The sequence below is a fragment of the Streptomyces sp. NPDC058464 genome (assembly GCF_042721035.1).
In the GTDB taxonomy this organism is placed as follows: Bacteria; Actinomycetota; Actinomycetes; order Streptomycetales; family Streptomycetaceae; genus Streptomyces.
Map to the genome: position 1 here is coordinate 25,984 of NZ_JBHXMA010000058.1, position 23,952 is coordinate 49,935.

Sequence of the window (23,952 nt, forward strand, 5' to 3'; positions counted from 1 at the left end):
AACGCATTGAAGCACAACGGGGTCAGCTGGGGAACGATACTCTCAGCCAGGCCCAGGTACCTGTCACCCAGTCGGGGATGCGCCGATAGGCGGTGAAGGTGTGCTCCCGGTAGTGGCTGGCAGCCACTACCCCATTGCCGCTGCGCAGGATCAGGCTCGTGATCGCTGTCTCCTTCGCCCCGCGCAAGACGTCGGGGAGTCCGTTACCGCGGTCCTCGCCGGTTCCGCTGATGCAGGGGCTCAGTGCACGCTCAAGCGCATGGACGCTGTCGGCTACGTCGGAGTGCTGCGGATTGCGCCGAAGGTGATTCAGGACGCCGATCCCGGTGTCGCAGACGGACACCTCCAGCCGTCGCCGGCCCGTGGTCTTGCCGCTGTACGCCTGCGCGGTGATGAAGGCGCCCAGGCTGCTGGCCCCGTGGCTCACCGCGTTGTCGATGAGCTCGCCCAGGCCCGTGAACGCCTGCCTGCCGAAGCGTCTGCCGAGATGGGTGGTTGCCACGAAGCCGATCCGCTGATTCACCTCGCCGACCGCCGCCCCCGACAGGGGAGTCACCTCCAGCAGGCTGGCGGAATGATCGTTGCGGACTTCCGGCGGCAGCGCCCCCTCGACACGGACTCCCTCCGGGAGGTGCTTCAAGAGGTCCATGCGCTGCAGGTATGAGGCCACGCTGCGTTGTTCCGGCAAGAGAATGACGATGTCCGCCCCGTCCGCCGCGTGAGTGTGCGTCAGGGCGGCGACGGCGGCGAGGTCCAGCGGGCTGGCGAACTCCAGGCGGCGGCAGTCGATGACCAGTTCGGGGCGAGAGTGGTCCTGTAGGCGCAGGTTGTCGCGCAGTAACGGGTGACGGCCGGTCAGCAAGAGCAACACGACACACCAGCATGCCAGGTCGGCGGACGCGAATCTCATCCGTTCGGTCGTGTCGCGGCCGCTTGGCGTACTCCCGTGCTACGGTTTCACGAACTTCAATGAAGACGATGTACGGGATGGTTCCAGTGGAGCTCACCGCCTGCTTCAGCACACTGCTCACCGACACGGTCAATCTGAGCCGGTTCAAGCTCGAACTGCTCGACGACCGGGCGGACAGCGTCTACCGGGCTCTGAAGGCCGACGAGGAAATCGGGCACCTCGTCCTCGACAAGATCCCTCAGGGTTCGTGGGCGCAGCGGACCATCATCGACCCGGTCGGCGACAACGAGTTCGACGCCGACTTCCTCCTCCTCATGGAGGAGAACCCGGACTGGCAGGGCAGCCCGAAGACCTACATCGACAAGGTCTACGCGGCGCTGCACCGGCACAGCCGCTACCGCGAGATGCCGCATTCGCGCAAGTGCCGCTGCGTGCGTCTGGTGTACAAGAACCTGATGCACGTGGACATCGTCCCCTACGTGCAGCTCAGCGACGGCCGCGGCGTCATCGTCAACCGGGACGACAACGTCTGGGAGGCGACGGACCCCGAGGGCTTCACGGCCTGGATGCGCAAGCAGGACGGCATCACCGGCGGGAACCTGCGCAAGGTCATCCGGTTGCTGAAGTACCTGCGCGACCACAAGAACTCGTTCACCGGAACCCGGTCGATCATCCTGACGACCCTGCTGGGCAACCAGGTCAGTGAGACACGGGCGTTGGCCGACCCGGGCTACTACTCCAACGTGCCCACGACTCTGCTGCACCTGGTCCAGGACCTCAACACCTACCTCCAGGCGAACCCCGCCAAGCCGTCGATCGCCGACCCCTCCGGGTCGGGTGTCACCTTCGACCACCGCTGGACCCAGGACACCTACGCCTACTTCCGTGAGCGGATCCGCGTGCACACGGGCGAAATCGACGCCGCCTACCACCATCCGGACAAGGAGACCAGCATCGAGCTGTGGCAGAGCCTGTTCGGCACCGGCTTCAAGGAGCCCGAGGGGCAGCAGAGCAGCGGGAAGTTTCCCGCCGCGGCCACGTCCGTGGCCGCCGTGACGACGACGGGGCGGTCGGGGCGCGCTGGATGAGCAAGCGAAAGTCCGTGCGGACTGCTGCTGTCACCCCGTGGCAGCGGCAGGCCCTTGCGGACCTCCGTGCGATCGCGGTGGAACAGCCGGAGATCCTGCGGGTGGTGGGAGCGTCTGACCGTACGGGCAGCGGCGCCCTCGCGGTGACGATCGAGATCGACACAACGGAGATTGCCTCCGTGGAGGGAGGAATCCGGCTGGAGCCGCGCGAGCGGTTCGTGCTTCGCATCCCCTCTTCCCCGCTGCTCTCCCCGCAGGTCGATGTCGCGCACGCACGGTTCATCGGCTCCCCCCACGTCCTGCAGGGCCACCGGCTGTGCCTGTATCTGGACCCCGCACGGGAGTGGAACCCGGCCGGGGGTATCCGCTCGTGCCTCAACCGCCTGTGGGACTGGCTCACCGCCGCCGCGGGCAACCGCTTCGACGCTTCCACCGCCCTGTACCACGCGGTCGGCGGCGTCCTGCATCAGTCCGCGGGCACTCCCACCATCGTCGTCCGCGAACCCGTGCCCGAAAAGCGGGTGCAGGCTGGGTACCTGACTCCCAGGACCCCTCAGCGGATGGACCTTTCCTTCACTCCGCAAGATCACCCGACGGCACGCCTGCCGGTCATTACCACCCCGGTGCCCCTGCCGATGGGAGCTGGCACCACGCTCCTTCAGCTTCTGCAGCAGATTGATCAGCCACTCGCGGGCAGCGCCCCCGCCGGCAGTCCGTTCGCGCCAGCCGTGCTGACCTCGCTCGTGACCAGCGTGGTGAGAAACGCTGAGGACACACCCCAGTACTTCCTCCTGGCCGTGCCCCATCCCGCGGGCGGGCCACCTCATCTGCTCGCGGGCCGGATCCAGGCAAGCGCTGCGAACGAGCTGCGCGCTCTCGCGCGACAGCAGCCCGGTTCACTCAGCAGTCTCACACCCAGCGCGGTGAACCCGACCCTCCCGATCGAATGGTGCCGAGTGTCCGACGAACGACAGGCCGTCACGACCCGCAGGGACGAGAACCGCCCCGTTAACAACTACCAGGGCAAACGCATCCACATCTGGGGCTGCGGAGGCATCGGATCCTGGACGGCCGAGTTCATCGCGCGTGCCGGAGCCACCCACATCACACTGTGTGACTCCAGCGTAGTCACGGGCGGACTCCTCGTCCGCCAGAACTACCTCGAGCCCGACATCGGCGCAGCCAAGGCCGCCGCACTCGCCGACCGACTGCGCAGCATCAGCGACAGCCTGATCGTCGAGGTCGCCGACGGCATGCTCCCCGAGGACACTGAACAGATCATGGCCGACGCCGACGTCGTCATCGACGCCACGGTCAGCCTGGCCATCGGACAGTTCCTCGACATCCTCGCGCAGACCCCGCACCGAAAGGCAACCCTCGCTCAGTTCGCCACGGATACCCGCACCGGGACACTGGGCATCCTCACCGTCTCCGCACCGGGAACCGCCCAAGGGCCGTACACCCTGGACGCGTTGGCAGGCGCCTGCGTGCTCGACGATCCCCACCTTGAGCTGTACCACCCCCTGTGGCAAGACGCAGAGCGCGGCGACGAGTTGGTACCGACCCGCGGCTGCTCCGTCCCGACCTTCCACGGATCCTCAGCCGATCTCGCGGCCGTCGCCGCCACCCTCACGACGTTTCTCGGCATGCACCTTGCCGCACCGGCGTCAGGAACCCACATCGTCGCTCTTCCGCACGCTCACAGTGGGCCCCATCATCACTTCATACCCCACGAGCCGTAGCCTCGTGAACCGCCGGGCGATCGAGGCGGGCTCCCGTACGCCGACGGCAAAGCGCTATGGGCATCGGAGAAGTGCGGCATCTGAACCGCGAGGCCGTCCAGGACAGCCCCGCCCGGGCTTACGGAACCCAGAACAGAAAGGAGTCCACCCGTGGTGCGCAAGTCCATCCCTGACGTGGAGCGACTCAAGGTTTGGGTCCGCGCCGGCGGACGCTGTGAACTGTGCGGCATCTACCTCCTTGAGGGCAAACTCACCTACCAGGACTTCACCCTTGGAGAACTCGCCCACATCGTCGGACAGGATGCAACGGCGAACTCGCCACGCGGCATGGACCCTTTGCCCAAGAACCAGCGCGACTTGGCCGACAACCTGATGCTGCTGTGCCGTGGCGAGCACAACGAAATCGACCGCAAGGGCTCTCTGGATGTCATGACGGTTGAGCGGCTGCGACGCATCAAACGTGAACGGGAGGCGTGGATCCGAAGGCTTACAGGCTTGAACCCCGGAGCCGGCACAGCGGTGATCCGGCTGATCGGACAGGTGCGCGGCCAAGAGGTCGAGCTTACGAAACCCACTGCCACCGAGGCCGTCATCCGCTCCGAAGAGCGATTCCCAGAATTTCCGCTCAGCCTGCACGGCGACGGCTTCGAGATCGATCTACGCCATGTGCCCGGCGAGAAGACGGGCGGTCCCGCCTACTGGGAGCAATGCCGACAGCAGATCGACCGGGTCCTTGAACACAAGCTCGCCGACGCCCTGCGCGAGGACTCGGTGCAGCACGTCAGCGCGTTCGCCTTCGCCCGCTTGCCGCTGCTGGTCCATTTCGGCTCCCGCCTCGACGACACATTCCATGTCTCCATCTACCAGCGGCATCGCAGCACTGAATCCTGGTGCTGGCCGAGCACCGCGGAGACGACCGTACGCTTCACCACCGAGTCTCCCCTCGCCCCTTCGCCCGACGCGTCGCAGGGCGTGCTGCTGCTGAACATCTCCGGCTCCATTCAGGCAGGAGAACTCCCCGGACCGCTCGCCACGCTGCCCCGCTGGACGATCAGCCCGCAAAACCTCACTCCGTCTGTTGATGTCATCAATTCGCTCTCCGCACTCGACGAGTTCACCTCAGCACTCCGGCTGCTCCTGTCCGAACTGGAAGCCACCCACAAGAACCTGCAGCGGCTGCACGTACTGGCCGCCGTGCCCGTTTCCGCGGCGGTGGCCCTCGGCCGGGTACACGATGCCAACGTCCACCCCGCCCTCGTCATCTACGACCGCACTGACGGCCAATACAGTGCAGCGTTGGAAATCGCGTAGATCCGGACCGACACGAGATCTATGGGCATCTTGAACCGCGGTCGAGCCAGTCCTCGCCGGGGGCGGCCCTGACAGGAGATGAACCGTCGGAAGGCGGTGCCCCCGGCAGCCCGAATCCCGGCGGGAGTTGGTTCCAGGTGCAGCCCGAGGTGGCCACGAGAACGATCGCGGCCAGCACCTCGCGGGTCCCCTCGCCAGCGGTGCCCTCCACCCTGCGGACGAACCGGCGCCGGCGGCATCCGCTGGAACAACGCCCACAGCTCATCCGGCGCCATCCGCTCGACGAGCGCAGCAGTCATCACCCCGGACTGCCGCAAGATCACGCCAACTGAAATGGCGTCTTACGAGCCGGTCCGGATGCCGGGTGTACTGATCAAGAGGTGGCTGACCCGACCGCCGCTGTCCGCCTAGCCGCGGCTCCGGCGCGCTGTGGCAACGAGCGGACGTCCCCTGCATTTCGCCATTTTGTGGCGATGCGGGCCACTGAGTGTGTCCCCGGCCGTATCCGCAGGTGACAGGTCATTCAGTACGCGCCCGTTGCTTCCTACGGCGGGGTTCGCCGGGGTGGCTGCACGGGGGACCACGACATACGTCTGCCCAGGCCAGCGGCCACAGGCAAACTGGCGCATGGGCGCACGCCCTTCCGGTGCCGGTGGCCGGATGGGGTCCTGACCAGGCCCGGTTCCGTGACGGGCCATCAATTGCTGTCAGTACCCGCTGCTACACCGATCTCTTGGGACGGGCGCTGCATCACCGGCAGGCTCGCTGATCATCATTCGGGGGTGTGGTGTTCGACGAAGACGGGTCACTCGACCCGCTGCTGAAGTTCCTGCTGTACGTCGTTCTCGCGTTGGCCATCGGCAAGATGCTCTGGAAGTGGCTCACCGAGGACGTCAGCCGGTGGATCACGGTGGACCTGTGGAATCTGATAGCAGATCACCCGTGGTGGACCGGGCTGACCGTGGTCGGCGGACTGGGCGTGCTCATCCTGGCCGGCAAGGTCCTGTCCTTCTTCCTTGACGCCCAGGCCTACGGCGGCTCCCACTACGTGTTTGACGCGACGGACGATGAGCCCGCCCCGGACCTGCTGACCTACAAGATGAAGCAGCTCTCCTCGATGACCGCCACGGGCTTCGAGCAGGCGTGCGCCGACCTTCTGGCCCGTGACGGATTCCGCAGCCCCCGCCGGGTCGGCGGGGCCGGGGACCTCGGCGTTGACGTCACTGCACGGGACGACGAAGACCGTCTCCTGATCCTGCAGTGCAAGTGCGCCGTGAGGCGCTTCGATGTATCCCCAACCCAATTGGGAGGAATTTGGAGGAATATTCCTGGGTCGCCTGACTTACCTGGACGCGAAAGCGCGAGGGGACAACAGCATGTCAGGAACGCGGAGGCTGTCCCGAGACGTTCAAAGGCAACGCTCCGCTAGACCCGTGCGATATGGCCAAAGCTGGATTGCCTGAAGCCTAATCTCCAGGTGGAGAAAGTATCCTCCCGCCGGAAAAACGTCTGAAACCGGTGTCACGACATACCCCAGATGGTTTGCATGTCAGGGGTAACTTCCAGGTCGTGAAACGTCTCCCAACGAGGGAGGTCAAGGAGATGAGTGGGCGGCCTAAGTCGCGCTCGACACGTACATCGAGGACGCACCACGGGATCACCTAAGGGGCGCGAGCCCTAAGGTGACGGAGTGTCCGTAGTAGTCGCCGGAGTAACGACCGGCCATGAAGTCCGGGAAAGCCGGAATGAGGGCAAAGGGACACAGGTGATTGGGGAATCCAGTAAGGGAGGCATGCGTAATGCAGAACGCCGCAACTGTGCTGGAAGTCATCCGGGAACGCGGCAAGAAGGGTATGCCGCTTGAGAGGCTGTACCGACAACTTTTCAACTCACAGTTATTCCTGATGGCCTATGGGCGCATCTACGCCAACAAGGGTGCGATGACGCCAGGGGTCACAGGGGAAACCGTGGACGGTATGTCGCTGGCGAAGATCGAGACGATCATCCAAGCCTTGCGCTCGGAGACGTATCGGTGGACGCCGGTGAAGCGGATCAAGATCCCCAAGAAAAATCGGGGTTCAAGGCCGCTTGGCCTGCCGATTTGGTCGGACAAGCTGGTGGCGGAGGTAGTCCGGCTGCTGCTGGACGCGTACTACGACCCCCAGTTTTCCGACCGATCACACGGTTTTCGTCCCCGCCGGGGATGCCACACAGCATTGACTGAGGTGGCCAACACCTGGACCGGGACACGCTGGTTCATCGAGGGGGATATCTCGGACTGCTTCGGCAGCCTGGATCACGAGATCGTGCTCGCGATCCTTGGAGAGAAAATCCACGATGGACGGTTCCTGCGACTGATCGACCGGATGCTTAAGGCCGGGTACTTGGAAGACTGGCGATGGAACGCGACGCTCAGTGGTGCGCCACAGGGTGGGATCGTTTCACCGTTGCTTTCCAACATATACCTGGACCGGCTGGACAGGTTCGTGGAACAAGAGTTGATGCCAGATTACAACCGGGGAGACAAACGCGAGCACAACCCTGAGTACATGGCTATCTGCGCTGCGATTCTACGGGCCAAACGCCGCAAAGATGTCTCGGCGGTTCGGGAGTTGAGGCGGCAACGCCGCCGACTGCCGAGCAATGACCCGAATGATCCAGGGTATCGGAGGCTTAAGTACGTCAGGTACGCGGACGATTGGCTTCTCGGGTTTGCAGGACCAAAACGTGAAGCTGAAGAGATCAAGGATAGGGTCCGAGATTTCTTGCGAGCAGATCTCGGGCTGGAACTCTCTGTTCCGAAGACCTTGATCACGCATGCCGCCACCCAGGCGGCACGATTCCTCGGCTATGACGTGAAGGTTCAGCACGAGGACACGAAACTGACTGGCGGGCGCCGCACGGTAAATGGCGGCATCGGCCTTTACGTTCCTCGTGACGTAATCCGGCAACGCTGCATGCTGTACATGTGTGGAGGGAAGCCTACGCACCGTTCGATTCTGATTCATGACAGCGACTACACCATCATGATGAAGTATCAGACGGAGTATCGCGGGTTCGTTCAGTACTACTTCTTGGCGCAGGACGTGTGGCGTCTACACACCCTGCACTGGGTCATGGGGGCATCCCTGCTCAAGACCATGGCCGCGAAGTACAACTCCACCGTGGCCAAGATGGCTCGGCGATTCAACGCAATGGTCGAGACCCCCTTGGGGCCACGGCGGTGCTTCCAGGTCATGGTTCCCCGTGACGGGAAGAAGCCGCTGATCGCTCGCTTCGGCGGGATTCCTCTGCAACGACAGCGCGGAGCTGTCATATCCGACAGGAAGCCGGTCATACAGCACACATGGGCGAATGAGCTCATTCGTCGCCTGCTGGCTGGGCAGTGCGAGATCTGTGAATCCCGGATGGGGCTGCAAGTTCACCACATCCGGAAGATGGCCGACCTCAACAAGCCCGGCCGACCGGAGACCTCCGAGTGGACCCGACGGATGGCACAACGGCGACGCAAGACGCTCGTTGTCTGTGAAGCCTGCCATCACGCCATCCACGCAGGTCGGCTGACAACCTCACTCCGGAATCAGTCACTGGAGAGCGGGATGTTGCGAAAGTGACCCGTCCCGTTCGGGGAGGGGCCGACGGAAAAGGACCCGCGCCACGGGTACCTCGCCGGCGGCCTACTCCACGCAGTACTCCAACCCGGTCGGCTCAGGACACGTGCAGCAGTTCAACGGCACAGCGCGGCCGCACCACGGGGCCGACCTCCCGATCATGATCGCCCTCAACGGCTTCACCGAACCAGCGATCAAGTTCGCCCAGCACCACCAGCTCATCCTCATGGGCCGCGCCGAGCTGAAGAAGTGGGCCCATGGCCGACACCTTTACGACGTCCTCGGCATCCACAGCGCGACCCCATGACCGCTCCTTGAGGGATCCCAGGACACGTCCCCTGCGCGGATGATGCTGGCCTACTCGCCCTTGGGCTCGCCTGCGGCCAGCCTGAGGGCTATCCGAGCACACCGCGCCGCGTACGCCGCCTGTCGATGTGGACCCGCCAGGTCTTTTACAACTTCTGTTCGAGGTAGGCGATTTGGGCGGCTGCCCATTGCGGCCAGCCGGGCTCGTTCGGCAGGGAGGGGCTCGTCCGGGGCGGGCTGGGGCTGTCTGCCTTGGTGGCCCAGCGGGTCAGGGTTTTGAGGGCGTGCGCGAGCAGGTGCTTCGGGACTGGTGCGCCGTCGCGGGCGAGCTTTGCTGTCATGACTGCCGCGGGGCGTTGGCGGCTTGTGGGCCAGGACGTCAGGAGCGCGGCGACGACGTCGGGGACGGTCGTCATGATGTGCTCCGCGCAGAACAGGGCGTGGTCCTCGGTGTGGCTCTTCATACAGTTCACGGCGATCTCGCGGACGTGGTCCGGGCCTGGCTGCGGATGCCGTGTTCCCCAGTAGCGGGCCGAGAAGTAGGCAGCCAGGAGCTGGTGGGAGAAGGGCTGTTCGTCGGGGGAGTTGGGGGTGAGCAGGCCGGAGCCGTACAGGTGGGTGCGGACCATTTCGCTCCATCGCGCCTTGGACGATGCGAGACGTTCGCGGTCCAGCAGGTGGTCGATGAGGCTGTCCAGCGGCAGGGGGACCTGGTTGGGGCGCTCACGCTCGCCTGCGTGGGTCATCAGCAGCTCGCGCAGGCGTTCTGGCTTGACGTCGACAGCGGTCTCTCGTCGGGCGGCACCGGCCAGCAGGATGTCGGTGAGCGTGTCGAACAGGGCTCCGCGGCCTGCGGGCAGGGCTCTTCGGTCGGCTTCGGCGAACACCCGGCACAGGGCGACGCAGAACATCGGCTGCATGGCGAGGTCCGTGAGCCGCCGTGCCGCAAGCTCGCGGAGGAAATTCTCCACCATGTCCTCGCCGTGCAGCCGGAAGGCGGCGAGGCACTTGGCGACCAGGGCCCGGTGCATGCTCTCGTTCAGCCGGCACAGGCGCAGGCTCTCCAGACCTGCCTGTTCGATCCCGCGCGACCAGAACCACTCACGGCTGGTGACCACCAGCGCCAGATGCGGGGTGCTGGCATACTTGGTCAGCGCGTCCTCCAGCAGGTCGCGCAGTTGCCCGTCCTGGACCTCGTCGACCGCATCCACCAGGACGAGCCACTTCCGTGCCGGGAACGGCGGATCCTCGAAGGCTCGTGCCAGCGGGCTTTTGCTGGTCCTGCCCGGCTGCAGAGCCAGAGCGGGGCGCAGGTCTGCGGCGACGGCGGATTCCAGCATCGCGAACGGGTCCCAGCGGCCGCCGGGACCGGTACTGCTTGCGAGGACGGGCGCGGCCGCGTACACCGGGACGTAGTCGCTCAGACTCCCGTTCAGCCACTGCTCAGCGACATCCCTGGCCACCGCCCGCAGCAGACTGGACTTGCCGGTGCCCGGCCCGCCGACGATGTGCGCTCCGCCCGCCAGCGCGGACGATTCCACCGGCATGCAGCGTGAAGCGGGCGACTCGTTATCGTGCCCGGGCTTCGCCCGCACCGGCACGTAGATATCGCCCATGCGCGGGGCGGCCCCGCGTGCGCGCAGGGACGAGGCCAGTGCCTCCAGGTAGCCACTGTGTTCGGTCGCCTCGCGGACCAGCGTCATGTAGTCGGTCATGTCCGGCCCGGAACAACGCCAGTTGGCCTGTTGGAGCTGGGCATCGGACAGCCAGTCCAGCCACTCGTCCAGCTGCGGGAGGCCCAGGTGCTGCACCTGGGCCAGTTCGGGAAAGGAATCCCACACCACCGGGGCCGGCACCAGCCGTGACTCGTACTCGCGCCCGGTACCCTCCGCGGGCTGCTTGGCCCGCAGGACCCCGACGACGCACCCCGACTCCATGTCGATGGCCGGAGCACCGCTGACCCCGCCCCATACCTCGGATCCGATCGCCTTGACCAGTATTGCGCCCGCCCGGTGCCGCGACACACCCACCACCGAGAGATCGAACGAATCACCGCCCCAATAGGCGTGCCGCGGATGGCCATGCACGTACAGCTTCTTGTCCGGCTCCAGGTCTCCCGGCCCGCGGGACAGAGCGACGCAGGGGTGCCCCTGCGGCAACGCCGACAGCCGTAGGAGGGCAAGATCCGCGCCGGTTCCACCCGCGAAGGGTCGTACGTCGGTGTCAGTGACCGGCATGAAGGACAGCCGGTGCTGTTCGCCGCCGCTGTCCCGCCACATGCCTTCGACCATGGCTGCGGGCCGGCCGTCAGGGCATACGACGTGTGCGCAGGTCAGCACCAGGCCGGGGCCTATGAAGAAGCCGGTGCCGTATCCGGTGCCCCCGCCGCGCCCTGTGGCGCTGAGCGCAAGCGTGCTGTGGTTCAGGGCGGAGGTCAGGCGCCCCCAGCCCGTCGGTGTATCCGCCATCCCCGGCTCCGCAGATCAGCCGGCGGCGGATGAGCCCTGTGCGGTCGGTGCCGCACTGCCGGCCGGAGCCCTCTGCCATTCCAGGGTGACGTTGAGGTTGGCATCCACCCCCGCCTGGGTGATCAGCGCGATCAGCCCGCCCGGCTCCACGCCCAGTTGGCAGCCGAACTCCACCGTGACGCGGTCCGGCCTGGCCTGGCTCAGGGATTCGGTGATCGCCTGCGCGAACGATCCCAGAGCCTCCGTTACTTGCCCCAGCCCGTGTCGGAAGAAGCCGACCTCCTCGTCGACGGAGTCCTCGAATGCGTCACCGGCTGGCGTCGGGGCTGTCACGCGCCCCGGAGCCACGCTGACGGCCTGGATCATCATGCGGGCACCACCTGGCAGAGCGACCTCCGTCAGAACAAGCCCTGTCTCCATTCCGACCCCCTTACCCCGATGGATTCCTGTGCGGCAGAGTAGCCATGCCGCACGGCGCGGGGGAGGAGGTCGGGCGAACCGGACACGGGCGAGGGGGAGTTCATGGCGGAGGGGCGGCATCCCGGCGAACAGGCAGGGCCAGGCGAGAAGCGAGCGGCGCCCGGCATCACAGGATCTGAGGACCAGCCCGTCGTCAGCGAGAACTGGGCCCCGCTGCGCTCCTCGGCCGAGCAGCCTGCTGTACCTGTACTCGAGATCCTGGTGTCGGGCGTATACGCCACACCCCCGCACGATGTGCTGGGTGACCCGCGTACGTGTCGGATACTCGGAGACCGCGTGACCGGCATCCACCGGCGAGCGGAGGATGCCGACGCTGAGAGCAGGCCGGAGGACTACAGGGGCCGCAGCGTTCCGGAGGCGTATCTGCTGGCCCCCCGGACGGGCAGTGCGGCTGCCCGCGGACTGTGGTTGTTGCTACTGCCGCTGTCGCTGGTCAACCTGGTGCACTGGGTGCGGCCCGCTGAGCCCTCGAGGCCAGCGACCGCCTCCCGCTGCTACAGCGTGTGCGTCCGGCTGGCCGCAGCCGTGCTCACCGTGCAGCTGGTCGCCACCTACGCAGAAATCTCCATGGACCTCGTGTTCTGGCAGTGCGGTAGCTCCACGGCCTGCACGCAAGACCACGCCTGGCTGGCGTTTTTGAACGCACAGGGCGACGGCTGGTGGCAGGCCACGCCGGGCCGGGGACTGGTGCTGGGAGCGGCGCTGCCTCTGGCCGTGCTGGTTTGTCTGGCTGTGCTGGGACGCCGGACCTGGCGGCGTACCGAAGTCCTCCGGCCGCTTATGCCGTTCGCCGACGGGCGTTTCGACGGCGATCCGGGCGGCGACGAACCCCTGTCCCGGCCCGGCTTCTGGTACGGCAAACAGCAGGTGGCCAGGCTGCGCCGGGCGCACATCGCGCTGGGCCTGTGCACGGTCGGCGCATTCGTCCTGATCCCCTGTCTGGACCGCGACCAGCACCACGGCTTCGGGCCGCTGACTGTTGTCGGCTGCTGCCTGGCCGCCCTGGTGGTGCTGGTAGCAGCGCTGACGCTGTTTGTCGTCATCACGTCCGAACGGAGTGAAATGCGACTCGACGAGAGAGCCACCGCGCTCCCGAGGCTTCTGGCCCGGGGAGGTGTGCTGCTCGTGGCAGGGATCTTCCTGTACGCGGGATGGGCACGCGAGGGATGGGCACCATCCGGACGGCTGCCGGGCACGTCACTCTTCTTCGGCGGCATCCTTGCCGCCGATGCGGTTCTTGTCGTTGCGCTGTGCATCGCCTGCGTGTTCCTGATGGGCCGGAGACCGGCCTACCACGGGATTCTGCGCGGCTTCGGCGGGCCGGCAGTCCTCCTCCTCGCGCTCTGGGCCGGTGTGGCCTTCGCGGCCGGCCAGGCCCTGCTGGTGGCCGAGTTCTTCGACGGCACCACCGGCTCCGCCACCGCGCCCGGGCCGCCTGCCTTCCTGGAGGCTTCGGTGTGGGGGTTCGTGGTCATGCTGCTCGCCGGCGCCGCGGTGGCGTGCTTCCTGTGGGCTGACCGGCTGCGCATGGCGCGTCGGCTGAGATACCACCTGGAACGGGACTACCCGGGGGAGCCTCCGGACATCGAGCGGACCTTTGAGATCACCCGGGCCAGGGCATCAGCTCACAGCACGGATCATCTGCCGCTGCTGCTGGGTGTGTTCAGTGGTGCGGCGGCCCTGAGCCTCGGCACGAGTGCGGCTGCCACATGGGCGGCTCCGTCTCTGCTGGACGTGCTCACCCGGGACGATGCCTCCGTCGCTCTGGGCAAGATGCTCGGCGAATGGCTCTTCCTCCTCGCCAGCGTCGGCCTGGTCACCCTCGGCTGTCTCGCCTACCAGTACCCGGTCAGTCGCCGGTCCGTCGGACTGCTCTGGGACATCGCCACCTTCTGGCCGCGCGCCGCCCACCCGTTCGGGCCACCGTGCCTCGGCGAGCGGACCGTGCCCGACTTGCAGTGGCGGGCAACTGCGTGGATGCGGGCGACCGGTGGACGACTCATGTTCTCCGCGCACGGACAAGGTTCCGTCTGGGTAGCCGCCGCAGTGCTGCAGATGAGTCCGGAGCAGCGCCCCAGGGTGTCGCTCTTGACATACGGCTGCCCGCTGACGCGCATCTACGGGCGCTACTTCCCGGCCTACTTCGGCCCCCGGAACCTCAACCGGCTGCACAGGGACATCGGTGCCTGGCGGAATCTCTGGCGCGAGACGGACCCCATCGGCGGCGCCGTCCGCGTTGGCGACGAGGAGGGCCTGCAAGTGGACCGGGCACCGCTTCGCGATCCCCTGGCATACGGCCGCACCGCGCTTCACCCCCTCTTCATGCCGATCCTCGGCTTTGATGACTACCAGGCCGATCCCACCTTCGCTGCAGAGCACTCCAGACTGCTGGCCCGCCTTGCCTGGTGACGGCCACCATCCCCGTGCCGCAGAAAGGGACGGGCCGGGCACTGCTTTGTGAGGCCGATCCTGCCGACTCCATGCACTGGGATCCGGGGCCAGCCTGCCGTTGGTAGGCGGCGGCAGTCGCGCGCCGCAGACCCTCGCGATGTCCCATTGCTCTCCGCGGACTTCTGCGCGGACGTCCAGCTCCCCTGGGCAAGGCCTCCGTACAGAATCAGCTCGCCAGCTGGCCAAGCCCCAAAACGCCGCGTCCCGGGCAGGCGTCGGCAAGATGGGCCAGCGCCTCGTACTTGGCAGGGCCCGCTGCCAGCGGAGTGATGCTGCCTCGACTCAACGCCACGCCGCTTCCGTCCGGGCCCGATTGTGCGACGCCGTCCGGGCCACGAGTTCCTGCTGCATGTTTTCGGATGGCGGCCCGCGGGCCGGATGCGGTATGCGGTGCTCGAATTCCGCGTCCCTGCTGGGCTTCTTTACCACTTTCTTTCACGGGACACCGGGATTCGGCTTGCGTCGGCGAATGTTCCGGGCGGCTTGCGACGGAACGCGATGCCGTGGCCCCGGCGACCTGCGCAAAGGTGGTTTTGCCGGATATTGCGGTGATTCGTTTTTCGCACAGCGTGTCGCTAGGGTCACGCTCAGGCACGCGCAGGTCCTCACACGGTCGCCAAACCACATCCGAGGGCCTGCGCGCGCTTTCCGAACGACAACCTCAAGGAGTTGCGATGTCTCGATCCCCTCGACGCCGTGGCGCTAAACCGGCAGTGGCCCGTCAGGCGCCTGGAAAGCAGGTTAACAGGAGCGACGAAATTACTGGCGTTCTTGCCTCGGTGGGAAAGGCAAGTCTCGTTGCGTTCCTTGCGGTTCCTGCCCTGGCCATTGTGCTGATCGCGGGCTCTTCGTCCGGGGCGGAGGTACGGGCCGAACTGTCCGCGCAGGTGCTGGGCAGCGTGCTCGCCGCGATGGTTACGGGCCTGATGGCCTGCTGCGAGCGGGGTAAGTCGCACGGCTGACCCTTCGGCGGGCGGGGCACGCCGCGGCATGTCCCGCCCACCGAAGATGTGTTCCCCCGGCAGGGACGAAACCGCGACCTCTTCGGACCCGGCGACGAAATGCGCCGGGCATCAACGACCGGGTCGGGTCACGAAATGAGCGAACGAGCCGTTTGACCGACAGGAAGAACCTCCGTGGACCGCTGTCTCGTATGCCACGCCTCCTTACCGGCCGGCCCTCGGGTCGGACGCCCGCAGAAGTACTGCTCCACCACGTGCCGACAGACTGCGCACCGGGCCGCCCGCAGGCAAGGGGGCGCTCCGTTCCCGGCCGACACTGTCCCGTCGGGGCCGCGGCAGGTGACCGCGGTCCCGAAGACCGCTTCCTTGCCGCCGCGTACAACGCCCGGCCGCCTGGACGAGATCCTGGGGGAGATGATCCGGGATCTCCAGGACGACGCCCGGGTCCTGCTGCGCCAGTTGAACCCCGAAGACACCGAGCAGATCCTGGAGCAGGTCCGGCAGATGCGCACCCGGCTGGACTGCCTGACGGCGGGCCTGGTCGGCCGGGCCAGGCTGAGGCAGGTGACCTGGGGGCGCATCGGGCAGGTGCTGAACGTCAGCGAGGACACCGCCAGGCACCGGTACACAGACGACTACATCGTGCGCCGGCTGCGGCAGGTGGGGCACCTGCCGTCCGTGCCGACCTCGTTGCGAGCCCTTTACGAGGAACCGGCCCGTCACGTCGCCGGGGGTGCGGCCGGCCAGGACGACGACCTCCCTGACGAAGCCGAGGCCGCCGGCGCGGCCTACAACCGTCTGGCGCCGGTCCTGTCCATGCTCGCCCGCGCATCCGAACTGCCCCTGAATGAACTGGCCCGGCAGGCCCGCTGTTCGCCGTCCTATCTCAGCCGGGTGCTGAGCGGCCACCGGGTCCCCTCCTGGAAGATCGCTGAACGGCTCGCCCGGGCCTGCGGGGCGGACCCGGTCGTGCTGCGCAAGGTATGGGAGACGGAGCAGCTCCGGCGGCGGCCGTCACGCCATCCGTCCACCAGCCAGGACGAGATCGACGTACTGGACGGCATCAGCACCCAGGCACACGCGGTGCAGCGGCTCATGACAGCCCTGCGGACGCTTCACGTACGCGCGGGCCAGCCCACCGCCCAGGACATCGCCATCGCCTCGCAATGGCGCCTTCAGGCCACCCAGATCACCGCCGTACTCGACGGCACCGCCGCATGCGACTGGCCGACCCTGCTGCGGCTGGTGCAGGCCCTGGGCGGATCCGTCGACTACTTCCACCCCCTGTGGGAGGCGGCGACCAAGAACGACTGCCAGCCCGCACCGGCCGCGGACCCCGGTGAAGGCGCCGACCTCGATGTACCGCCGGCCAGTCCTGCGGACAGCGCGCACAGCCTGATCAGCCAGTTCCGCAGCGTCCTCGGCAGTGCTCCCGCGCTGGATTCGGCGCAGCGGGAGGCCGTACGCCGCCGGATCGCCCGACGCGCAGAACGCCAGGGCCGCTCCTGACGAAAACCTCGGGCGTTCACTTTGATGATGCGGACGACTTCACTGCACTGAACGACACCGTCCAGACCAGGCACGAAGTCACCTGGTCCGTCCTTGCCCACCAATTAGCCGAGCAGCGCGCCATGACCGCAGAGGAGGAAGGCGTCGTGCGCGTCGAGAAACCCGCGCCACGTCTCCATGATCTCCTTCTCCGCCTTGTCCCAGCGCGCGCGGTCCTCGTCGTACCACTCGCCCGGAATCTCGCTCCACCCCACCGCCCGCTTCATCGGGAACATTCCTTCAGCGGTGCTCTTGAGCAGACCGCGCGCGGCGGCCAGGAACACGCGGTAAGTGTTTTCAACGTCGGTGTCGTGGAAGCCGCGTGGATCGGCCTTGCACGCGCCAACGAACTCGTCAAGGCTCGTCAGCACGCCGGTAGGGATCTTGTTGCCGAGAAAGGTCCCCTCTGCGAACCCCGACAGGCTCCGCTGGAGGGCGGCGCTGGACTCTACGAACCTGAAGAGCTCCGCGTCTTCAAGGCGCTGCGGAGCGGCAGGCCCCCGGTACTGGTTGATCGTCACATTCCCGCTGACCTGCTCAATGCTGATGCCATCGCCCTTCTCACGGGTGTGCACCGGCGGCGGGCCGACTGGATCGGCCGAGGGCTGCGACGGCGCGAGGGGGGCCACGCCACCAGGTGCGCCGGGTGCGGTCAGGGGCGTGACCGGCCCGGCTCGGAAGGGTCCGGCCGCTGCCCGCCCGAAGCACCGCGATCCAGCCGGACGTTCCCGCCGACCTGGCCGAACGCAATCCCGTCCCTGCCGGCATGGGCGTGGGCGTCGCCGGTGAACACCGTCGAGCCGGCGCCGGTCACCGCCGAGGTGCCGCTGGTCTTCTCCGCGGCCTGCAGCTGAGCCACCAGCTCGGTGACCGCGCGGCCGAACTCGTCGTCCTTGCGGGCTGCGGCGGTGACCGCCAGCTCCACCTGCTGACGGGTCAGCTCGCTGACCTGCCCCTCCTCGGCAGCGGCCTCCTCGGCCAGATCATCCAGGGCCGGATGCGCGCCGAGCTTGGCGGCCACCGCCGTGTGCAGCTTGTCCAGCCCCGCATCGATGACCACATCGACCTCGGCGTCCAGACGGCCAGCCGCGCGGCGAGCCTTGCGCACCGCCCAGGCGATCACGTACCCGGTCACCACTCCGGCCTCGATCACCATGTGTCCCGCACCCTTCCCCCGCAACGGTCATCTCGCTTCATCATGCCCAACACGCGTGACCACGCGGGCGAAATCGCCTGCCCAACCGATGCACAGCCACCGACCGGCACGAGACGGCGTGGTCACTTCTCGGTGACCGGCTCGCCGGCGGGCAACGGGCCGTGCCTCTGGGCCGCCGCCGCACTGTCTTCTGCCGTCGTGGCCGGACAGCGACGCCCGGCCCGGACACCGGCGCCGTGCTCCACGAGCGAGGTCACGGAGGTGACCAGTACCGGGATGAAGGCCGAGGAGACGGCGGCCACGATGCGCACCGTCCAGCCCCGCACGGCCGGGCCCGCCGCGGTCGCCGCCGGGTTGTGCTTCTCCACGCCGGCCGGACAGCATCCGCCCCGCTCTTGGGACTGGGGTCCCTGGGGTGCAAAGAAGTTGATCTTGATGTGGGGAGTGGGGCGTTGCTCTATGAAGGGCAGGCGGAGGCGAGGAGCAAGCAACCGCTCTTACGCTCCCGGTGCGTCTCGTCGGCTATCGGCGTCAAGACGTGTCCGGACCTCCTCCGCCTCGGTGGCGCCGATGCGTTCGTAGAGAGCGAGCGCCTCTCGCCAGCACTCACCGGCGCGATCGTGATCGGCCGTCTTGTGGTAAGCGTCGCCGAGGCCGAATGAAGCGTGCGCCTGGCCGTGCAAGTCACCAGTAGCTCTGGCCTGTTGTCCTGCTTCGGAGAATGCTGCGAGCGCGTCAGTGTGGTTTCCCGCCGCCATGTGTGCCTTCCCGAGGCCGTTGAGCGACTTCGTCTGTCCTTCGGGATCACCGATTTCACGAAAGAGGGCCAGTCCCTGCTGGTGAGACGTGGCGGCCTGCTCGTGCCGACCGAGCCGCTCGTGTACGAACCCTATGTTGGTCAGCGCGTGGGCCTGGCCGTATCGGTCTCCCAGGCCGCGAAAAAGCTCCAGCGCCTGGGAGTGATATGCGGCCGCTTCTTCATGCTGGCCGACCTGTGCAATCGCGACACCGAGATTCGTCAGCGCGTGGGCCTGTCCTTCGGCGTCGCCGCTCTCGCGACACAAAGTCAATGTCTGCCGGTGGTGATCGGCTGCCTGGCCGTATCGGCCGAGTTGCTCGTACACAGATCCCAGGTTCGTCAAAGCATGCGCCTGGCCGTCAACGCTGCCGATCTCTCGGAATGTGTCCAAGGCATGTTGCAGATGGCGGGCGGCTTGATCGTGCTGTCCCATCCGTGCGTAGATTCCGCCGAGATTGTTCAGAGCCCTCGCCTGCCCGTAGAGGTCTGCGGCTGTTTCATGAAGGATGACGGCGTGCTCGAGGCACCGGACTGCTTCGTCGTACTGGCCGGTCAATCCAAAGATCGCGCCGAGGTTGGTCAGTGTGCGCGCCTGGCCGGCCTGGTCGCCGGACTGTTCAGCGGCGGTCGCGGCGAACTGGTTGACCAGTTGCGCATCGGAGTAGTGGGCGCCGGTGAGCAGGTGGCGATGCAGGAGCGTGGCGAATGCCACGGCGACGGCGGACGGGTCTTGATTCCTGGGGTCGGTGGCCACCGCGAGCAGATTGGCCCGCTCGCTGTCCAGCCAACTGCGCGCAGAGGCCTCGTCGGGCAGCGGGACGGCATGTGTGTCCGAAGCCTGTACGTGCGGGCGGCTCTGTTGGTCAACGGGGTATAGCAGATCCATCGCGGCGGTTGTCGTGCGCATGTAATGACTAACCAGGCGGTCCGCTGAATCACGCAGGTCGGTGACGCGTTCCTCGTCGTGGGCGCGGACGGCCGCATACGTCCGGACCAGGTCGTGGAGCTCGAAGCGTCCGGGTTTCCGCCGGACGATCAGGTTGTTGCGCAATAGGTTGGTCAGCTGTTGTTCCATCGTCGAGGGATCAGAGCCGACAAGCGCAGCGGCGGTCTGGCTCTCGAAATCGTCGCCCGGATGGAGCGACAAGAGTCTCAAAATGTGTCGCGGTTGCGCAGCCAGGTCGTCGTACGACAGGCCGATTGAGTTCTCCAACGGATCGTCGAGCCGCAGTTCGCTGCGGCGCGCGAGTAGACGTCGCAGTTCGTCACCGAGGCTCCAGTTGGGGCGAGTGTTGAGCCGTGTCGCCGCGAGTCGAAGCGCGAGGGGCAGGTAACCCAGGACAGCGGTGACCTGTCCCGCGGCGTCCCGTTCAGCGTCCACGCGCTCAGCCCCGACGGTCCGGCGCAGGAAGCCCAGCGCCTCTTCAGGAGTGAAAACGTCCAACTCCAGGTGTCGTACGCCTTCTAGGTCGGACAGGGTACGCCGACTCGTGATCAGCGTCTGGCAGAGCGCATCGTCAGGTAGCAGCGGACGTACCTGCGCCGCATCCGCGGCGTTGTCGAGCACGACGAGCGTCGGGCGATCGCGCAGCCGTTTTCGGTAGAGAGCGGCTCGGCGATCCACGTCGAGAGGAATGTCGTGACCGGATACCCCAAGCAGGCGCAGGAACGAGTCGAGGACCGCTGCCGGGTCCGCAGGCGGCTGCCGGGATTCGTCGTGGAAGCCGCGTAGATTAACGAACAACACGCGGTCGACATCGTGCTGTCTTAAAAGTAGCCTGCCAGCGCGAACGGCCAGCCCTGTCTTTCCGATGCCGGCCATTCCCTCGATCGCCGAGATCACAACTGGCAGAGCCCTGGACTCGACGCCGACAACGCCGGTCAGTAGCGCGATTTCGGCGGCGCGCCCAGTGAACTGGGCGATGTCGTCGGGCAGCGAAGCCTGCGCCTGGACAAAGGACGCTGCTTCCGCTTCCCCGCGCACGATCCGAAGCGCCTGCCTCCACCTCGTCACGTACCCGATATCCGGGTTCAGTACCCGCACGATGCCCAACAGAAGATCGTCATTGGGTCGTCGTCGCCCCACCATGAAGCAGGCTGCGACTGTGTTCTTGTATGTGGTCCATTCGCGTGCAGCTAGACCGTCGTTTCGCCACGACTCGTTGACCCTCTTCGTGATCGTCTCGTAGGACGGATTGCCTGCCCATACCTTCAACTGCCGCAACTGGACAATCAGCTCGTCCAGATGACGGGCCTCGCAGGGGTCGGGCGGTTCCTCGAACGCGGGTGTACCGGAGGACGCAGGCGGCATCAAACGCACCTCGAAAGTTTGCAGAGTTCGATGGCTCGACGTTAGCGACAACAGGGCAGGCCACCGAACCGAGTTCACCCGGTCGTTACCGGCTCCCGAAGACGCGGCGAGCCGACGGTTCGCGCGAGGTGAACCGCTGCCCGCGCGCCGTCCCGGACCGTCCCGGGTTTCCTACCACGCCACCGCAGTGACCGAAGCTGCTACCAACGAGCGCTGCTCAGACCGATGGTTTGAGACGCCGAAACCGGCGACTGTGGAGTCCGATATGCCGACCGATCCCCGACACACGTGCAACCTGCTGCGGTCGAATTGCGGCTGCGCCGATACACACAGCGGATTCGAAGGGCGTTCACACAGGAGGTCGCAACCACCCGTCCGCCCGCGCCGAGGGCAGTGGCCGTCCGCGCTCGGGCCGACGGGTGCCGGAACGGCAGCTGCGATCACCCACGCTCCGTGGTGGGTGGTGCTCGCCTGCACGCTGCTCGGGGTCTGCTCTGCGGTTCTGAATACAGTTTTCCCGCAGAATTCAGCAGACAGATTGCGTTGGTGGACGGACCGGCGGCGTTACCGTACGCCGATCAGCGCCGGCCGGTTCCCTGATGGCGAGCACGCCGACCAGCGACGCTCGCAACGGTCTGACTGATTCGCCCGGACCGTGGAGCGGCGCGCCAAGGAGAACCGGATCGCCGAACTGCGCCGGGCCTGCACTGCGGGCCGGTCATCCCGCCCTGCGCTCGTTGGCGCCCCCGTGGAAGGCTTCGCGGGGGCGCCAGCGAGCTGCTTTGCTGCCCGAGCCGCAGGCAGGACGGTCGCGGCTATCCCGAGGTTGCTGCACGGTGGCCGGCCGGTTCGTCAGCCCGGTGGCCCCAGATCGAGCCGTCCTGCGGGCCCGCCGCAAGACGCCTGGTCTTCACGCATCACTTCCGAAGGGGGCCGCTGACATTGCTCTGGCCAGCTCCGTAGGCGAGGAAAGTGGGCTTGATTCACTTTGACGGACATCCGAGATCAGGGGTTCTGCCCCGGGAGGATGTCCATCATGGAGAGCATGGGGAAGAAGAGGCCTCGGCCTCGCCGTTCGTTCACGCCGGAGTTCAAGGCCGAGATCGTCGAGTTGTGCCGGCGTGGCGACCGCTCGGTGGGCCAGGTCGCCAAGGACTTCGACCTGACCGAGACCGCGGTGCGGCTGTGGGTCAGCCAGGCCGAGACCGACGCAGGCGAGGGCGATGGCCTGACCAGCAGTGAACGTGAGGAACTGGCCGCGTTGCGGCGGGAGAACCGCCGGCTGCGGGAGGACGTGGAGGTCCTCAAGCGGGCCACGGCTTTCTTCGCGAAGGAGACCCGGTGACGGTGCACCCGTTCATCGAGGCGGAGAAGCGAGACGGTCACAGCGTCAAGCGGGCGTGTGAACTACTGCAGGTCTCCCGAGCCGCCTTCTATGCCCGCCGCACCGGCAAGCCGGGTCCGCGGGCGGTCCGTGACGCCGAGCTGACCGGGCGGATAACCGAGGCCCACGCAAAGTCCCGCGGCACCTACGGCGCTCCACGCATCCACGCCGTACTCAAACGCGAGGGTGCTGCCTGCGGACGCCATCGCGTCGCCAGACTGATGCGGGCGGCGGGCCTGGAGGGCCGGCACCGCAGACGCCGGCACCTGACCACAGTCCCCGACCCGCTGATGGCGATCTTGGCGGCCAGGTCGCGTTCCGTCTCACGCAACACGACGACTCGCTCCTGCTCCTACTTCGACCAGCCGGGAGAATCCGGGAAGGACGGGGAAGCGCTCGGCCAGTAACCGTCGGGGCGCTGCCAGGCCTCGGCGGGCTCTGCGGAGGAAGGCAGACTCCGGATCAGGGCGCCGGATTCGACCGCCCCGCGTTCACCATCGACTGGGGGAAGCGGCAGGCCACCTGCCCGTGGAGACACCAGCACCTCGTGGAGCCCCGCCGCCCCGCGCGGCACCAACGCCATCATCATGAAGTCCGCCAAGGAGACACGCCGCCCCTGCCCGGTGCGCGACCAGCGCACCCGCTCGAAGACCGGCGGCCGGACCCTCTCCCTGCGCCCCTGCCAGATGCAAGAAGTCCTTGACCATGCCCGCCTTCGGTAGAGCGACGAGCAGTGGCGAGCCGAGTACGGAACCTGCGTGGGCATCGAGGGAACCATCCACCAGGACGTCGCGGTCACCGGAAGGAGACGTGCCCGCTACCTCGGTCTGCAGAAGACCCACCTGGAGCACGTCTTCTCAGCCGACGGTCAACCTCATCCGCCTCGACGTCTGGTGCAACGGCCACCCGCTCAACCGCACCCGCATCAACCGCCTTGCCCGCCTCGAACTCTCCCTCACTGCATGACCGAATAAGCGAGCAAGATCGTCATCAGCCGTAAGCGGTGGCATCTCTACGAGGTACTCGGTGGTACATGTCGGTTGAGCGGAGCGTAGATAGACGGTTGCCACGGAGACGTCGGTGTACCGTCCGGGTCCAGACCGTACTTCCAGAGAAAATCGAGCAACTCCCGAATCATGGCCAGGTGGTACAGGGCGTCGGTGCTGCCGTACTCGGTGACCTGCCGGAGAAGTCTCTCGGCGCCTTCCCGATCCCCGACCACCTCCCGCATCCCGGCCAGGCGTTCCAGGGCGTGGGTGCTGCCGTGGTCGGCGGCCTGCCAGGCTAGGGCCTCGGCGCCTTCCTGGTCCCCGGCCTTCTCCCGCATCTCGGCCAGGTGGTACAGGGCGTCGGTGCTGCCGTACTCGGTGACCTGCCGGAGAAGTCTCTCGGCGCCTTCCCGATCCCCGGCCTCCTCCCTCATCT

At 66.8% G+C, this 23,952-nt stretch carries 19 protein-coding genes and 2 pseudogenes; 12 read left to right on the forward strand and 9 right to left on the reverse strand.

The genetic code is table 11. The features are described from left to right. Positions 1-22: 22 nt before the first annotated feature. Positions 23-871, reverse strand: coding sequence for a hypothetical protein (locus ACFWPQ_RS45980; protein ID WP_384049430.1), 849 nt, complete (start codon positions 869-871; stop codon positions 23-25). A gap of 116 nt (positions 872-987) precedes the next feature. On the opposite strand from ACFWPQ_RS45980, the gene ACFWPQ_RS45985 reads away from it, so the two are divergent. The 3 genes from ACFWPQ_RS45985 (at position 988) to ACFWPQ_RS45995 (ending at position 5,051) form a co-directional block, all read left to right on the forward strand. Next, positions 988-1,998 carry a cyclic GMP-AMP synthase DncV-like nucleotidyltransferase gene (locus ACFWPQ_RS45985; protein ID WP_384049432.1) on the forward strand — a complete coding sequence of 337 codons (1,011 nt, stop codon included), beginning with the start codon at positions 988-990 and terminating at the stop codon, positions 1,996-1,998. Next, on the forward strand, positions 1,995-3,740 hold the full coding sequence (locus ACFWPQ_RS45990) for a ThiF family adenylyltransferase (RefSeq protein WP_384049435.1): 1,746 nt from the start codon (positions 1,995-1,997) through the stop codon (positions 3,738-3,740). The genes ACFWPQ_RS45985 and ACFWPQ_RS45990 overlap by 4 nt, the downstream gene beginning before the upstream one ends. 150 nt (positions 3,741-3,890) lie before the next feature. Further along, on the forward strand, positions 3,891-5,051 hold the full coding sequence (locus tag ACFWPQ_RS45995) for an SAVED domain-containing protein (protein ID WP_384049437.1): 1,161 nt from the start codon (positions 3,891-3,893) through the stop codon (positions 5,049-5,051). Between the two features lie 80 nt (positions 5,052-5,131). On the opposite strand, the pseudogene ACFWPQ_RS46000 reads toward ACFWPQ_RS45995, so the two are convergent. Next, a pseudogene (locus ACFWPQ_RS46000) lies at positions 5,132-5,350 on the reverse strand (transposase); the annotation flags it as partial. A gap of 488 nt (positions 5,351-5,838) precedes the next feature. Between ACFWPQ_RS46000 and ACFWPQ_RS46005 the strand changes: the two are divergent. The 3 genes from ACFWPQ_RS46005 (at position 5,839) to ACFWPQ_RS46015 (ending at position 8,969) form a co-directional block, all read left to right on the forward strand. After that, positions 5,839-6,480, forward strand: coding sequence for a restriction endonuclease (locus tag ACFWPQ_RS46005; protein WP_384049519.1), 642 nt, complete (start codon positions 5,839-5,841; stop codon positions 6,478-6,480). Positions 6,481-6,850: 370 nt separating this feature from the next. Beyond that, entirely contained in the window at positions 6,851-8,665 is a 1,815-nt protein-coding gene (locus ACFWPQ_RS46010; RefSeq protein WP_384049440.1) for a reverse transcriptase domain-containing protein, read from the forward strand. Continuing rightward, complete coding sequence (locus tag ACFWPQ_RS46015; RefSeq protein ID WP_384049522.1) at positions 8,631-8,969, forward strand: restriction endonuclease; 339 nt, start codon at positions 8,631-8,633, stop codon at positions 8,967-8,969. The genes ACFWPQ_RS46010 and ACFWPQ_RS46015 overlap by 35 nt, the downstream gene beginning before the upstream one ends. A 145-nt stretch (positions 8,970-9,114) precedes the next feature. On the opposite strand, the gene ACFWPQ_RS46020 is transcribed toward ACFWPQ_RS46015, so the two are convergent. Together ACFWPQ_RS46020 and ACFWPQ_RS46025 are read right to left on the reverse strand one after the other, a co-directional pair. Further along, the gene (locus ACFWPQ_RS46020; protein WP_384049443.1) at positions 9,115-11,436 is read right to left on the reverse strand and encodes a trypsin-like peptidase domain-containing protein; all 2,322 of its coding nucleotides are present in this window, start codon (positions 11,434-11,436) and stop codon (positions 9,115-9,117) included. Positions 11,437-11,451: 15 nt separating this feature from the next. After that, a complete protein-coding gene (locus tag ACFWPQ_RS46025; protein WP_384049445.1) occupies positions 11,452-11,805 on the reverse strand; it encodes a CU044_2847 family protein in 354 nt (117 codons plus the stop codon). Positions 11,806-12,192: 387 nt separating this feature from the next. Here ACFWPQ_RS46025 and ACFWPQ_RS46030 point away from each other — a divergent pair, with 387 nt between their 5' ends. From ACFWPQ_RS46030 to ACFWPQ_RS46040, 3 genes are all read left to right on the forward strand, one after another. After that, positions 12,193-14,325, forward strand: coding sequence for a hypothetical protein (locus ACFWPQ_RS46030; RefSeq protein ID WP_384049448.1), 2,133 nt, complete (start codon positions 12,193-12,195; stop codon positions 14,323-14,325). Between the two features lie 716 nt (positions 14,326-15,041). After that, positions 15,042-15,329 carry a hypothetical protein gene (locus ACFWPQ_RS46035; RefSeq protein ID WP_384049450.1) on the forward strand — a complete coding sequence of 96 codons (288 nt, stop codon included), beginning with the start codon at positions 15,042-15,044 and terminating at the stop codon, positions 15,327-15,329. 366 nt (positions 15,330-15,695) lie between these two features. After that, the gene (locus tag ACFWPQ_RS46040; protein WP_384049453.1) at positions 15,696-16,838 is read left to right on the forward strand and encodes a helix-turn-helix domain-containing protein; all 1,143 of its coding nucleotides are present in this window, start codon (positions 15,696-15,698) and stop codon (positions 16,836-16,838) included. 104 nt (positions 16,839-16,942) lie between these two features. Here ACFWPQ_RS46040 and ACFWPQ_RS46045 read toward each other — a convergent pair whose 3' ends face one another. The 4 genes from ACFWPQ_RS46045 to ACFWPQ_RS46060 all read right to left on the reverse strand — a co-directional run bounded on the left by ACFWPQ_RS46045 (position 16,943) and on the right by ACFWPQ_RS46060 (position 21,143). Then, positions 16,943-17,506: a hypothetical protein gene (locus ACFWPQ_RS46045; protein ID WP_384049456.1), complete on the reverse strand. Its 564-nt coding sequence runs from the start codon at positions 17,504-17,506 to the stop codon at positions 16,943-16,945. A 23-nt stretch (positions 17,507-17,529) separates the two neighbouring features. Further along, on the reverse strand, positions 17,530-18,033 hold the full coding sequence (locus tag ACFWPQ_RS46050) for a hypothetical protein (protein ID WP_384049459.1): 504 nt from the start codon (positions 18,031-18,033) through the stop codon (positions 17,530-17,532). Positions 18,034-18,155: 122 nt separating this feature from the next. Beyond that, complete coding sequence (locus ACFWPQ_RS46055; RefSeq protein WP_384049462.1) at positions 18,156-18,401, reverse strand: hypothetical protein; 246 nt, start codon at positions 18,399-18,401, stop codon at positions 18,156-18,158. A gap of 129 nt (positions 18,402-18,530) precedes the next feature. After that, complete coding sequence (locus ACFWPQ_RS46060) at positions 18,531-21,143, reverse strand: ATP-binding protein (protein WP_384049525.1); 2,613 nt, start codon at positions 21,141-21,143, stop codon at positions 18,531-18,533. A gap of 1,045 nt (positions 21,144-22,188) precedes the next feature. Here ACFWPQ_RS46060 and ACFWPQ_RS46065 point away from each other — a divergent pair. From ACFWPQ_RS46065 to ACFWPQ_RS46075, 3 genes are all read left to right on the forward strand, one after another. After that, a complete protein-coding gene (locus ACFWPQ_RS46065; RefSeq protein WP_384049465.1) occupies positions 22,189-22,488 on the forward strand; it encodes a transposase in 300 nt (99 codons plus the stop codon). Then, positions 22,485-22,934 (forward strand): IS3 family transposase, encoded by a 450-nt coding sequence (locus ACFWPQ_RS46070; protein WP_384049468.1) that lies wholly within the window; start codon positions 22,485-22,487, stop codon positions 22,932-22,934. Before ACFWPQ_RS46065 ends, ACFWPQ_RS46070 begins: the two co-directional genes overlap by 4 nt. Before the next feature lie 403 nt (positions 22,935-23,337). Then, a complete protein-coding gene (locus tag ACFWPQ_RS46075; protein WP_384049471.1) occupies positions 23,338-23,493 on the forward strand; it encodes a hypothetical protein in 156 nt (51 codons plus the stop codon). Positions 23,494-23,539: 46 nt separating this feature from the next. Here ACFWPQ_RS46075 and ACFWPQ_RS46080 read toward each other — a convergent pair. Continuing rightward, a pseudogene (locus ACFWPQ_RS46080) lies at positions 23,540-23,952 on the reverse strand (hypothetical protein); the annotation flags it as partial.